The 13,103-nt window shown below is 40.3% G+C and carries 11 protein-coding genes and 2 riboswitches; all 11 genes read left to right on the top strand.

The window, feature by feature from the left end; genetic code table 11:
• The first annotated feature begins 312 nt into the window (after positions 1–312).
• Positions 313–495: riboswitch (cobalamin riboswitch) on the top strand.
• Positions 496–634: 139 nt separating this feature from the next.
• The gene (locus DXC01_RS18940) at positions 635–1,843 is read left to right on the top strand and encodes a hypothetical protein (RefSeq protein ID WP_147399647.1); all 1,209 of its coding nucleotides are present in this window, start codon (positions 635–637) and stop codon (positions 1,841–1,843) included.
• A gap of 75 nt (positions 1,844–1,918) precedes the next feature.
• Positions 1,919–2,118, top strand: a riboswitch (cobalamin riboswitch).
• Positions 2,119–2,314: 196 nt separating this feature from the next.
• Positions 2,315–3,877 carry an ABC transporter substrate-binding protein gene (locus DXC01_RS18945; protein WP_117676949.1) on the top strand — a complete coding sequence of 521 codons (1,563 nt, stop codon included), beginning with the start codon at positions 2,315–2,317 and terminating at the stop codon, positions 3,875–3,877.
• A gap of 55 nt (positions 3,878–3,932) precedes the next feature.
• A complete protein-coding gene (gene nikB, locus DXC01_RS18950) occupies positions 3,933–4,880 on the top strand; it encodes a nickel ABC transporter permease (protein WP_306452298.1) in 948 nt (315 codons plus the stop codon).
• Between the two features lie 4 nt (positions 4,881–4,884).
• Positions 4,885–5,712: a nickel transporter permease gene (gene nikC / locus DXC01_RS18955; protein WP_008707164.1), complete on the top strand. Its 828-nt coding sequence runs from the start codon at positions 4,885–4,887 to the stop codon at positions 5,710–5,712.
• An 11-nt stretch (positions 5,713–5,723) separates the two neighbouring features.
• Positions 5,724–6,506, top strand: a complete 783-nt coding sequence (locus DXC01_RS18960; RefSeq protein WP_055053312.1) for an ABC transporter ATP-binding protein — start codon at positions 5,724–5,726, stop codon at positions 6,504–6,506.
• Positions 6,499–7,470: an ABC transporter ATP-binding protein gene (locus tag DXC01_RS18965; RefSeq protein ID WP_055053313.1), complete on the top strand. Its 972-nt coding sequence runs from the start codon at positions 6,499–6,501 to the stop codon at positions 7,468–7,470. Before DXC01_RS18960 ends, DXC01_RS18965 begins: the two co-directional genes overlap by 8 nt.
• Positions 7,470–8,825, top strand: a complete 1,356-nt coding sequence (locus DXC01_RS18970) for an MATE family efflux transporter (protein WP_118699619.1) — start codon at positions 7,470–7,472, stop codon at positions 8,823–8,825. The genes DXC01_RS18965 and DXC01_RS18970 overlap by 1 nt, the downstream gene beginning before the upstream one ends.
• 258 nt (positions 8,826–9,083) lie before the next feature.
• A complete protein-coding gene (locus DXC01_RS18975) occupies positions 9,084–9,302 on the top strand; it encodes a cation transporter (protein WP_055053315.1) in 219 nt (72 codons plus the stop codon).
• 152 nt (positions 9,303–9,454) lie between these two features.
• A complete protein-coding gene (locus DXC01_RS18980) occupies positions 9,455–11,320 on the top strand; it encodes a heavy metal translocating P-type ATPase (RefSeq protein ID WP_118569138.1) in 1,866 nt (621 codons plus the stop codon).
• A gap of 130 nt (positions 11,321–11,450) precedes the next feature.
• Positions 11,451–11,759, top strand: coding sequence for an ArsR/SmtB family transcription factor (locus DXC01_RS18985; RefSeq protein WP_081017038.1), 309 nt, complete (start codon positions 11,451–11,453; stop codon positions 11,757–11,759).
• A gap of 186 nt (positions 11,760–11,945) precedes the next feature.
• A complete protein-coding gene (locus DXC01_RS18990) occupies positions 11,946–13,037 on the top strand; it encodes a M14 family metallopeptidase (protein ID WP_118699620.1) in 1,092 nt (363 codons plus the stop codon).
• Positions 13,038–13,103 lie beyond the last annotated feature (66 nt).

The raw sequence follows: 13,103 nt of genomic DNA on the forward strand, positions 1-13,103 counted from the left end.
ACACACGGAATCGAGGTGTCTTTCTTTTATGCAAAATCACGAACTTGCTCATTTATAGTAGTAAAAATATTTTAGCATAAACAAAGAAATGCCACAAGAGAAGGTAGTGCTGCAAAGAGACCCTTATTATGGAATAGATACTGGAATCTGAATATTCAAGACCATAGTAAAAGTGAATAAAAAAACATATAAATATTAGATGTAAATTATTGACGTTAACCAAATGGAATTATATAATAAAAATATAATGAAGTTGGGGAAAAGCCTTAGCGCGGAGTAAAAATAGTTTTTGACTTTTAGCCCCTGATATCATATTATAAAAATAATGCATGTTTCCAGTAATATGGAATTAAAAGGGAAACCGGTGCAAGTCCGGTACGGTCCCGCCACTGTAAAAGGGAGCTTTTTATCATATATGTCACTGCTTAAGAGGCGGGAAGACGATAAAATGCGATGAACTTAAGTCAGGAGACCTGCTTGCATTAAAAAAGGTTATTTCTTACGGTGTATAAGAAAGGCTTTATTTTTATACCTAAAATACATTTTAAGAAAAGGATCTTTTTTATTTCAGGAAAGGATGTGAGAAAAGAAAACTTGAATTTTTATACAAATACAACAGAAAGGTAAAAAAGGAATGAAAAAGATAATAAGTTTTATATTGACAATGATTATGCTGCTTACCTGTACCAGTATTTCAGTTATGGCAGCCGATACCCTGAATGATACAGCAGATCAGGATGAAAAAATGACGATAGGGGTGTCTGTATATAATCTGAATGATGCAGAAGTAAGAGCATTTAGAAATTATTTTGAAAATTATGTCGGCATGGCTTTTGAAGTCGAGTTTTTATATTCTTCCAGTATAAGTACAGCAGAAGAAGAAATCAGCTTTATCAACGAGCTTCATGAAAGAAATGTAAAGGGAATTATTTCTTTCCTTTCCTCAGATCTTGAAGAAGTTCTTCCGGTATGTGAAGAATATGGTATGTATTATGTACGTGGCTCAGGAACGATCAGTGATGAAATGTATGAGAAAGTAAAGGATAATCCTTATTTTCTGGGAACAATAGGAACATCTGTTGAAACAGAAATGGATGCGGCTGCCAATATGGCGGAGTATTTTGTTTCAGAGGATCAGAATAACCAGAATCATTACATAATAGCATGTGGAGGATCTGCTATCGGTAATGAGATGCATCGTCTGAGAACGATTGGTATTCTGAATAAGCTTCAGGAAGCATATGGCCTGTCATATGAGAAGTCTGTAGAAGAACTGGTGAATACGCAGGATACTGAAGAAATTGAAACAGGCAGTGACATTAAGATTACTCTGGTTCCGGGGTATCCAAAAGATCACCTGGATGAAAAGCTGGCTGATTCGCTGAATACAGGAGATTATAATGTTATTCTGAGTGTAGTGAGCGCAAGTGATTTTATCAAGATAATTGATGCTTATGAAGAAGAGAACAGTACAGATGTATTGTTGGGTTCCATTGACTGTTTTACAGAAGATACATACGAAATGTTTAATAAAAAGGGATATAACGGCAAGGAAAGAATCGACTATCTTGTAGGAAAATACGGTGCTATCGTTGCACCATCATTTGTTGCCATGAAAAATGCTCTGGAAGGCTTTGCAGAAGATTACCGTGAAGATGGAAGTGCTTTCCGGCTGCAGCAGTCATTCTGGACAGCGGATTCAGTAGATGAGTTTAATAAGCAGTATGCGTTATCTATTGGAATGTATGATAATACATATAGTGTAGAGGACATGATGGAAGTTCTGAAATCCTATACACCGGAAACAAATTTTGAGAAATTCCGGAAATTTACGGAAAAATAGATAGAAAATAAGAGTCTAAAATAATTGACGTATACATGATGGTATGTTATGCTAGATGAGTATTCATACGGTCATTTAATGATTTTAGAGATAAGTTCAGACCAGCAGAAGCGTCCTGCTGGTCTGATTAAAAGGGAAACCGGTGTAAATCCGGTACGATCCCGTCACTGTGATAGTTGGTTTTCAGCTGAATGCCACTGGAAGATATTTTTCTGGGAAGGTGCTGAAAATGGGTAAGCTTAAGTCAGGAGACCTGCTTATTTCTGGTAAAAGAGATTCTTGCGGACGACGAGAAATCCTGCTTAAGAGTTACAACTTCATGTGTTGCATATATATGTTTGATTCTTTAATGGTAAGATTTCGTGACGGATGTGGGAGCATCTGTCTTTTTTTTCGTTCAAAATCACAGGAATGGACAGTATGAGAAGGAAGAAAAACAACGAAGAAACAAAAAAAGAAAGGAAGTAAAGGATGAAAAAAACAAAAAGAGAATTACTTGTGTTAGCAGCGGCAACAACAGTTGCATTATTAATGGGAGTTACTGTACAGGCGAAGGGTGATGAGAAGGTTTTAAACTTCGGATGTCAGATGTACACAGATGGATGTGTAAACAGTGCAAATGATGAAAACAGTGGATGGAATGCTATGAGATATGGTATTGCTGAAGCATTATTTAAATTCGATGACAATATGGAAGTTATCCCGTGGCTTGCTGAGAGTTATGAAGTAAATGACGAGCATACAGAATGGACGATCAAGCTGAAAGACGGAATTAAATTCTCTGACGGATGTGATTTAACTCCGACAAAGGTAAAAGAGTATTTTGATCACATGAAAGAGGTAGGACCTTCCGGATCTGCCAAACCGGAGAAATATCTGGAATTTGAAGCAGAAGTTACTGTAGATGATGATGCAAATACTATTAACATCAAAACAAGCAAACCATATGCAAACCTTGTAGGACAGCTCTGCCACCCAACTATGGGAATCACAGATGTAGAACATATTGAAAACTACGATAATGGAATTATTGGAACAGGTCCATACAAGATTGAAGAATTCAATGGTGTAGGTGTTGGTTATACATTAGCTGCAAATGAGTATTATCGTGAAGATGTTCCATACGATAAGATCAATCTGCTGTTCATGGGAGATAACTCCGCAAAAACAATGGCTCTCCAGAGTGGTCAGGTAGACTTGGTTGAGAATATCACAAATGTAGCAGATATTCAGGATTTCCAGGACAGTGATGACTTTACTGTTGATATTGCATCCGGTGTACGCTGCGGATTTGCATGGATGAACTTTGATGGTGTTCTTGGAAACAAAACACTTCGTCAGGCAATCCTGATGGCAATTGACTATGATACAATCTGTAATTCCAGAACAATCGGTGGACTTTATACACCAGGATTTTCCGTACTGCCATCTACTCTGAACTATGATTACGACAAACTTGAGAATCCATATACCTATGATCCGGAAAAAGCAAAACAGATTCTGGATGATGCAGGAATCGTTGACACAGATGGAGATGGAATCCGTGAACTGGATGGCCAGAATATCAACCTTAGATATATTTCTTATGAAAACCGTCTTCTGAATGACTTTGCAGATGCTCACGCACAGTATCTTGCAGAAATCGGCATCGGTGTTGTTCCTGAATACGGAAGCTCAGATGATCAGTGGAGTAAACTTGCAGCACTGGATTATGACTTTAATAACAATAACTGGATCACTGTTGGTACCGGAGATCCTCTGGCATATATGGCTAACTGGGCAACTGATACCAGCTACTGCGCATACTCCAACCCGGACTATGATAAGTTATATGAAGAATTAAAAGGTGAAATGGATCCGGAAAAGAGAAAAGATCTGATCTTCCAGATGCAGCAGATCCTGGTAGATGATGCAGCGGTTCTGATTGATGGATACTACAACTCATCTATGATCTACAGTAAGAAAGTTGGTTCTGCACATATCCATACAGCAGATTACTACTGGCTGTCAACAGAAATTACTCCTGCAGAATAAGAAAAGTCTGCGAATTGTGAAGTTACTGAATAGTTACAAACAGAAATAAAAAGAGGTGTCTTTTTTGAGTAAAAAGCAAATAATCAAGCGTTTATTACAGATTGTGATCGTATTGATCGGTATCAGCTTTATTACATTTGCACTGACCTTTATGTCACCAGGTGACCCTGTACGAAACATGTACACGGCAACCGGTGTAATGCCTACTGAAGAAATGGTTCAGGAGACACGCGAGGAACTTGGTCTGAATGATCCGTTTCTGGTGCAGTATACCAGATGGCTTAAGAACTGTCTGAAAGGTGACTTTGGCAAATCATACAGCTTAAATAAACCAGTTACAGAACTTCTTGCAGCCAGATTATGGCCGACTTTGAAACTTACATTAATGGCCATGATCCTTATGCTGGTTATTTCTGTACCTTTAGGTATGTTGTCTGCCATATATAAAGATAAATGGATCGATTATCTCGTCCGGGGAATTACATTCCTCGGATGTGCGATGCCTAACTTCTGGGTTGGACTTCTGTTAATGCTGGCATTCTGTGTTTATATCAATGCATTTCCGGTTATCAGTTCTGCGGGAGACTTTAAGAGTCTGTTTCTTCCGGCTTTGACACTTGCGATTGCAATGTCTTCCAAATATACCAGACAGGTAAGAACAGCGGTGCTGGATGAACTGAGTCAGGATTATGTGATCGGTGCACAGGCAAGAGGAGTAAAGAAATCAAAGATTATCTGGGGCAATGTATTTCCAAATTCATTGCTTCCGCTGATCACAATGTTTGGTCTTTCCATAGGATCACTTCTTGGAGGAACCAGTGTTGTAGAAGTAATCTTCTCTTATCCGGGTCTTGGAAACCTTGCAGTTTCAGCAATCACATCCAGTGATTACAATCTGATCCAGGGATATGTATTATGGCTTGCCCTGATTTATATGGTCATTAACCTGATCGTTGATGCATCTTATGTTTATATTGATCCACGTATGCGTTTAAAGGAGTAGAATCATGAAAAAGAAAAACAGATTTTTAGCAAATAAAACTTTTGTCGTGTTTTCTATTCTTGCAGTCTGTATTATTCTGACAGCAGTATTTGCACCGGTGGTAACCAGAGGGGTTGACCCGTTAAAAGGTTCTCTGGTAGATGCACTGCTTCCGCCATGCAAGGAACATATTTTTGGAACCGACAAAATGGGCAGGGATATTTTTTCAAGAGTTATTTATGGAGCACGTGCATCTCTGTCAGCAACCTTTGGTGTTGTTGCCCTGATCTTTCTGGTGGGAACTGTTACCGGAGTCCTTGCAGGATATTTCGGAGGTGTCATTGATGCTGTTATTATGCGAATTGCAGATATGATGCTTGCTTTCCCAGGACTGGTACTTGCTCTTGCTGTTGCAGGTATTATGGGCGCAAGTATCAAAAATGCGATCATCGCTATTGTAGTAGTAAGCTGGACCAAATATGCGCGTCTGGCACGAAGCCTGGTTATGAAGATCCGTGACAGGGATTATGTATCAGCAGCGATCGTTACCGGTTCCAAAACACCGTATATGCTGTTTCGATATATGCTTCCAAATGCACTTCCTACACTGATCATTACTGCTGCGACAGATATAGGTTCCATGATGCTGGAACTGGCAGCAATGTCCTTCCTGGGATTTGGCGCGAAGCCGCCGGCACCGGAATGGGGTTATATGCTGAATGAAGGAAGAGCGTGTATGCAGTCCGCTCCGTGGCTGATGATCTTCCCGGGTCTTGCTATTTTTGTAGTAGTTGTTGTATTTAATATGCTTGGGGATTCCATCCGTGATATCCTCGATCCAAGAAATGAGTAGGAGGAATAAACATGCTGAAATTAGATAATGTGACAATCTCCTACAAAAATGTTCCAACTGTTCAGAATTTTAATCTGGATATGAAAGAGGGACAGATCGTTTCTCTGGTAGGAGAATCCGGAAGTGGAAAAACCACTGTTATCCGTGCTGTTCTGGGACTTCTTGCAGGTGGCGGTAAGGTCACAGAAGGAAGTATTACATTTGAAGGAGAAGACCTCTTATCCTATACACCGGAACAGTGGAGAAAACTTCGTGGTTCTGATATTTCCATGATTTTTCAGGACAGTGGTGCAATGATGAATCCGACACGTAAAGTCGGAAAAGTATTCACAGAATATATTCTTACTCATGAGAAAATTTCCAAAAAAGAGGCATGGAGTAAGGGAATCGCAATGCTGGAGCGAATGAGACTTCCGTCTCCGGATAATATTATGGAATCTTATCCTTTCCAGTTATCCGGTGGTATGAGACAGCGAGTTGGTATTGCGATGGGAATGACTTATCAGCCGAAGCTTCTTCTTGCAGATGAACCGACTTCTGCACTGGATGTAACAACGCAGGCACAGATCGTGCGTCAGATGATGAAGCTCAGAGATGATTATCATACAGGCATTATTGTAGTAACCCATAATCTGGGTGTAGCTGCCTACATGTCAGATTATATTGTTGTAATGAAGAACGGAAAAATGGAAGACCAGGGAACAAGAGAGTATATTCTGAAAGAATCAAAGAATGAATATACCAGAAAACTTCTGGAGGCAGTTCCATCCCGGGGAGGTGAACGATATGTCTGAAAAAAGAGAAGTAATACTGGAAGCGAAACATGTAACCAGAAGATTTGCGGCATCACATGGACGTACTCTGCTGGCGAACAATGATATTAATCTGAAAATGTATAAAGGTGAAACACTGGGTCTGGTAGGAGAATCCGGATGTGGTAAGAGTACATTTATGAGATTTCTGGTTTCTCTTGATACACCTTCAGAGGGTGAGATTCTGTACCGCGGTACAGATATCACGAAATTAAAGGGAGAAGAACTGAGAAATAACCGTCAGAACATTCAGATGGTATTTCAGGACCCGACCTTATCTTTTAATCCGAAAATGAACATTCGTGATATTGTGTGTGAGCCTTTGATGAATTTCAAAAAGATTAAGAAATCGGAGAAGGATGCTGTCTGCAGAAAACTTCTTGAAATGGTAGAATTACCAGGAGATTTTGCAGATCGTTATCCTCACAATATGAGTGGTGGACAGCGTCAGCGTGTTGCGATCGCGAGAGCACTGGCACTGGAACCGGAGATCGTTGTTCTGGATGAAGCAACTTCAGCTCTCGATGTTTCTGTTCAGAAAACCGTAATTGAACTGATTACAAAGCTTCAGAGAGAAAAGAATATTACATTTGGTTTTATCTGTCATGATATTGCACTGGTTCAGCTGGTGGCACATCAGGTGGCTGTTATGTATCTTGGAAACCTCGTAGAGGTTCTTCCTGGAAAAGACCTCGATATGAAAGCGATGCATCCATATACAAGAGCACTGATGGGTGCAGTATTTGATATTAATATGGACTTTTCCAAACCAATTGAGAGTATTGAAAGTGAAGCTCCGAGCCCGTTGGATCTTCCACAGGGATGCCCGTTCCAGGGAAGATGTGAACATTGCATGGATATCTGTAAAAAGGAGAATCCACATCTTATAGAAGTAGAAGACGGTCACAGTGTTGCCTGCCATTTGTTCAAAAAAGGTGGCAGATAATGAAAAAAGATAGTCTGATTTCTGGAAATATAGGAAAAGCATTATTACTTTTTGTACTTCCACTGATTGCGGGAAGTTTGATTCAGCAGTTGTACACAACGGTTGATGCGGTTATTGTTGGTCAGTTTACCGGAAAAATCGGACTTGCAGCAATTGACTCTGTGCATACACTTTTTAAGTTTCCGCTTAACTTTATGAACGGACTTGCAACAGGTGCAACGATTATGATCTCCAGATATTTTGGAGCAAAAGATAAAGAAGGACTGCATTGTGCAGTGCGGACAGCTCTTTTACTCGCCGGTATTCTGGGAATTGTCTGTGCTGTAGCCGGTGTAATTTTTTCTCCATGGCTGCTTGATATCATGTCTGTTCCGGAAGAAGTCCGTGCAGGATCACTGATCTACTGCCGCATTTATTTTGGCGGAATATGGGCAATGATCCTTTATAACATGATGGCTGGAGTCCTGCGGGCATTTGGAGACTCTAAAAATCCTTTATATGTACTGGTAGTATGCAGCGTGGTAAATATTGTTGCAGACCTCATGATGGTAGGGCTTTTGCATACCGGTGTTGGAGGTGCGGCAGCGGCTACTGTACTTTCGCAGATTGTAAGTGTGGTACTTACTATGCATTTTCTCAGAACTTCTGATTTCCTGGAAGAAAAGATAGGAATCAGAACAATGAGAATCTGCAAAGAGCATATGGGAATGATGCTAAACAAAGGTTTTCCATTGGCTCTTCAGTCTATGCTGTTTCCGATTGCCAATTCTATTGTTCAGGCAAGTGTCAACACAATGGGAACTGACAGTATTGCGGCATGGGGAATCTGTGATAAACTGGATTTACTGATCTGGCTGATCGCGGATTCTATGGGACCTGTACTGACGACATATACCGCACAGAATCTCGGTGCCGGTAAGACGAAGAGAGTAAAGAAAGGAGCACTGATCGGTACTGGGTTATCTGTAATCGCAGTAGGAATTATCAGTCTTGTTCTTTACTTCGGTTCAGGACTGATCGGACCGTTATTTATTGATCAGAAAGACGTTCCGACACTGATCCCGCTGGTTGTAAGATATATGCAGATGATGGCACCTTTTTTTGTATTTTATGCAGTTGCAGAGGCGCTTTCAGGAGCCTGCTGTGGTCTGGGTGAAACGCTGGTACCGATGATTACTACATTACTTACAATTTGCCTGTTTCGAGTAGTATGCATTTTGCTTGTTTTACCGTCATTTAAAACAATGGAATGTATTGTATGGATCTATATTGGATCATGGGTTGTGTCCGGTGTTACTTTTGCTGTTTTATATCTGGCAAAGGTCGAAAAATTCTACCATAAGAAAAGTAAATAAAAAGATTATAATCATTTCGCAAATGATAGATGAGACAGAGGGTGCAGCAGGAAGAAGAATCAGACGGTATCCTCTGTTTTTATATCATAGGAAATGATTCCGTAATGTTCCTATGATATAAGAATTTGATATTTGCAATTTTTTTAACAATAAGTTATTGACAGAGAATAAAAAGCTGTTATAATAAAATTAACAAATGAACAAGTGCTCATATGATGATGTGAAAATCTATTCATGAGCCGGAAAGGAAAAAATACAATGAAAAAGACTTACAAAATCGACGTAGACTGCGCAAACTGTGCAAACAAAATGGAGGAAGCTGCTAAGAATACAGCTGGTGTTAAGGATGCAACAGTAAACTTCATGATGCTGAAAATGATCGTTGAATTTGAAGAAGGACAGGATCCGAAAGCAGTTATGAAAGACGTTCTGGCAAACTGCAAGAAGGTAGAAGACGACTGCGAAATCTATCTTTAATTCAGGAGCGATTCCTGTTGATGATATATTTACGGGAATTGTCGTAAATTAGCAGAGAGGGACTGCAGCACAGAGATATGTCAGACGGTTATGGTTATCCACTGATATATGTTCTGGCGGCGGTCCTGTTTTATAAGAAGTGAGGTATTAAGATGAATAAGAAGCAAAAGAAGATGCTGATCAGAATCATCGTAGCGGCGGTATTGATCGTGCTTTTTTCTAAATTACCGATAGATGGATATGTCAGATTTGGACTGTTTATGATTCCATATCTGGTAATTGGCTATGATATTCTTCAGAAGGCATTTAAAGGTATCAGAAATAAACAGGTATTCGATGAGAATTTCCTGATGGCAGTAGCTACTGTGGGAGCAATTCTGCTCGGAGATTATTCTGAAGGTGTTGCGGTTATGCTGTTCTACCAGATTGGAGAACTTTTCCAGAGTTATGCAGTAGGAAAGAGCAGACGTAACATCAGTGAACTGATGGATATCCGTCCGGATTATGCCAATATTGAAGTAGATGGAAAACTTGAACAGGTAGACCCGGATGAAGTTGAAATTGGTACTGTAATTGTTGTACAGCCAGGAGAAAAAGTTCCGATTGATGGTGTGATCATTGATGGTGTTTCTACTTTAAATACTAGCGCTCTGACCGGAGAAAGCCTTCCAAGAGATGCAAAAGCCGGGGATGAAGTAATCAGCGGATGTATCAATATGACAGGTGTTCTGAAAATCCGTACGATCAGAGAATTCGGAGAATCTACCGTATCCAAGATTCTGGAACTTGTGGAGAATTCCAGTTCCAGAAAATCAAAATCAGAGAATTTTATTTCAAAGTTTGCCAAATATTATACTCCGGTTGTATGCTACGGAGCACTTGCACTTGCTTTTATTCCCCCGATCGTACTTTTGATCATGGGAAAACCGACTATGTGGGGTGATTGGATTTACCGAGCACTTACTTTCCTGGTAATCAGCTGTCCATGCGCACTGGTGATCAGTATTCCTTTAAGCTTCTTTGCAGGAATCGGTGGAGCAAGTAATCAGGGCGTTCTGGTTAAAGGTTCCAACTATCTGGAAACACTTGCACAGACCAGCTATGTGGTATTTGATAAAACCGGTACAATGACACAGGGTGTTTTTGAAGTAAGCGGAGTTCATCATAATGAGATTTCAGATGAAAAACTGCTGGAATATGCAGCTCTTGCAGAATGTTCTTCTTCCCACCCGATCAGTAAGAGTCTTCAGAAAGCATATGGAAAACCAATTGACAGAAACAGAGTCACTGATATTGAGGAAATCAGTGGTAACGGTGTGACTGCAAAAGTGGATGGTATATCTGTAGCAGCAGGAAATGCAAAATTAATGAAACGCCTTGGAATTTCCTATCAGGAATGTCATCATGTTGGTACAGTAATTCATATGGCTGTAGATGGAAGATATGAAGGTCATATTCTTATTTCTGATATTCTGAAACCTCATGCAAAAGAAGCAATTGCTGAATTGAAGAAAGCTGGTATCAAGAAAACAGTTATGCTTACCGGAGATTCTAAACGTGTTGCAGATCAGGTAGCAAAAGAACTGGGAATTGAGGAAGTTTACAGTGAACTTCTTCCGGCTGATAAAGTAAGTAAAGTAGAAGAATTACTTCATCAGAAATCCGAAAAAGAGAAGCTTGCATTTGTGGGTGACGGTATCAATGATGCGCCGGTACTGTCCAGAGCAGATATTGGTATTGCTATGGGTGCACTGGGTTCTGATGCAGCGATTGAAGCAGCAGATATCGTACTGATGGATGATGATCCGCTGAAAATTTCCAAAGCGATTAAGATTGCAAGAAAGTGTATTCATATTGTATATGAGAATATTTATTTTGCAATTGGCATTAAGATTTTGTGTCTGATACTTGGTGCGCTGGGAATTGCCAATATGTGGATGGCTATTTTTGCAGATGTAGGTGTTATGATCATTGCGGTATTAAACGCAATCCGTACTTTATTTGTAAAAAACCTGTAACTGTGAAGGTACTGAACAGTTACAAAAATTTATAGAATAACAGACAGTTGCAGACAGGAAGGAAAATGGTGAAAGCGTGGAAAAACATAAAGACGAGGCTTGTGACTATTATGAAATTCATGAAGATTCAATGGAAATTATAAATAAAACAATGCCAGAAGAGACGGAACTTGAGGATTTGGCAGATTTGTTTAAGATTTTCGGAGATTCTACAAGAATCCGTATTCTGTTTGTGCTTTTCGAAACAGAGGTATGTGTATGCGACCTTGCGAAAGCACTGAATATGACACAGTCTGCAATTTCCCATCAGCTTAGAATCCTGAAGCAAAACAAACTGGTGAAGAACCGACGAGAGGGAAAGTCCATTTTTTATTCTCTGGCAGATGATCATGTGCGGACGATTATCAATCAGGGAAGAGAGCATATAGAAGAAAATTAATCCGATGTGAACGTATGGTAAAAGTAAAAAGCAGGGAGTTGATATTTCAAGTATTGGCTCCCTGTTTGAAAATATAAAAGTTTTATATAACTAACTATTGAAAGTGGAATTTACAGAATGAAATAAGAGCCTGCCAGTGGATGATAAGATCTGGCAGAGATGGAATGAGTGGAAGGAGAAGATTTGATGCGAACATTACGAGTAGCAGACCTGGAAGCAAAACCGGGTGAGAAAGTATCAGGATTTGTGCACATCATCGGGGCAGAATTCGGAATTCCGGTAACACTGATCTGTGGAGAAAAAGAGGGGGAGACTGTTCTGATCTCCGGTGGGGTACATAATGCAGAATATGTAGGAATTCAGGCAGCTATGCAGCTTGCAGATGAGCTGGATCCGAAGAAGATCGCAGGAAATATCATAGTGATCCGTCTGATGAACCGAACTGGATTCGAACACCGTACCATGAGTCTTACTTATGAGGATGGAAAAAACCTGAACAGAGTTTTCCCTGGAAATCCGAATGGTACACTTAGTGACAGGATCGCTTATACTGTTGTGACAGAATTTTTCCCGAAGGCAGATTACTATGTGGATCTGCACTGCGGTGATGGATTTGAGGGACTGGTATCTTATGTATACTGTACAGGTGCAGCAACTCCGGAAGTAGCTGCAAAAAGCCGGGAGATGGCGGAAATCGCACATGTGGACTATCTGGTAACTTCCATGTGTGGAACAGGCGGAGCTTATAACTATGCCGGAAGCATGGGAATCCCGAGTATCCTGCTGGAACGTGGACACAGTTCCCGCTGGTGCGAAGATCTGGTAGCGGAGGATGTTCATGATGTGAAGAATATCCTCAGACATCTGAGAATCCTTCGCGGGAAGTCCCATATTCATGGCAAACCACCGATAGAAGTAAGTCCTGTGATCTATGAAGATGCCCCGGTATCAGGCTGCTGGTATCCGGCGAAACAGCCCGGTGAGACCTTTAAAGAAGGCGAAGTACTGGGAAGAATCTGCGATTATTTTGGACGTGAACTGTTTGTGTACAGAGCCCAAATGGGTGGTATTATTCTTTATCAGACCATCAGTCTGTGCATTATGAAGGATACGCCGATGGTTTCTTATGGTACCTGGGATGAGGATACACAGGGTAAGATTGAAGTAGGATGTGAAGTGTGCGGAAATGAGAAACATAAGCATGGACACCATCATCATAAATCAGAGGAAAAACATCATAAACGGCATGAATATCATAAGCATCCTGAGGATAAATAAATACTTAACTATAAATGAGCAAGTTCGTGATTTTGCATAAAAGAAAGACACCTCGATTCCGTGTGT

The sequence above is a fragment of the Blautia sp. OM07-19 genome, assembly GCF_003481595.1.
Taxonomy (GTDB): Bacteria; Bacillota; Clostridia; order Lachnospirales; family Lachnospiraceae; genus Blautia_A; species Blautia_A intestinihominis.

Coding starts and splice junctions, on each gene's coding strand:
- DXC01_RS18985 (WP_081017038.1), top strand. CDS start 11,451: ATGGAAATTATAAATAAAACAATGCCAGAAGAGACGGAACTTGAGGAT.
- DXC01_RS18970 (WP_118699619.1), top strand. CDS start 7,470: ATGAAAAAAGATAGTCTGATTTCTGGAAATATAGGAAAAGCATTATTA.
- DXC01_RS18965 (WP_055053313.1), top strand. CDS start 6,499: ATGTCTGAAAAAAGAGAAGTAATACTGGAAGCGAAACATGTAACCAGA.
- DXC01_RS18940 (WP_147399647.1), top strand. CDS start 635: ATGAAAAAGATAATAAGTTTTATATTGACAATGATTATGCTGCTTACC.
- DXC01_RS18990 (WP_118699620.1), top strand. CDS start 11,946: ATGCGAACATTACGAGTAGCAGACCTGGAAGCAAAACCGGGTGAGAAA.
- nikC (WP_008707164.1), top strand. CDS start 4,885: ATGAAAAAGAAAAACAGATTTTTAGCAAATAAAACTTTTGTCGTGTTT.
- DXC01_RS18980 (WP_118569138.1), top strand. CDS start 9,455: ATGAATAAGAAGCAAAAGAAGATGCTGATCAGAATCATCGTAGCGGCG.
- DXC01_RS18960 (WP_055053312.1), top strand. CDS start 5,724: ATGCTGAAATTAGATAATGTGACAATCTCCTACAAAAATGTTCCAACT.
- DXC01_RS18945 (WP_117676949.1), top strand. CDS start 2,315: ATGAAAAAAACAAAAAGAGAATTACTTGTGTTAGCAGCGGCAACAACA.
- DXC01_RS18975 (WP_055053315.1), top strand. CDS start 9,084: ATGAAAAAGACTTACAAAATCGACGTAGACTGCGCAAACTGTGCAAAC.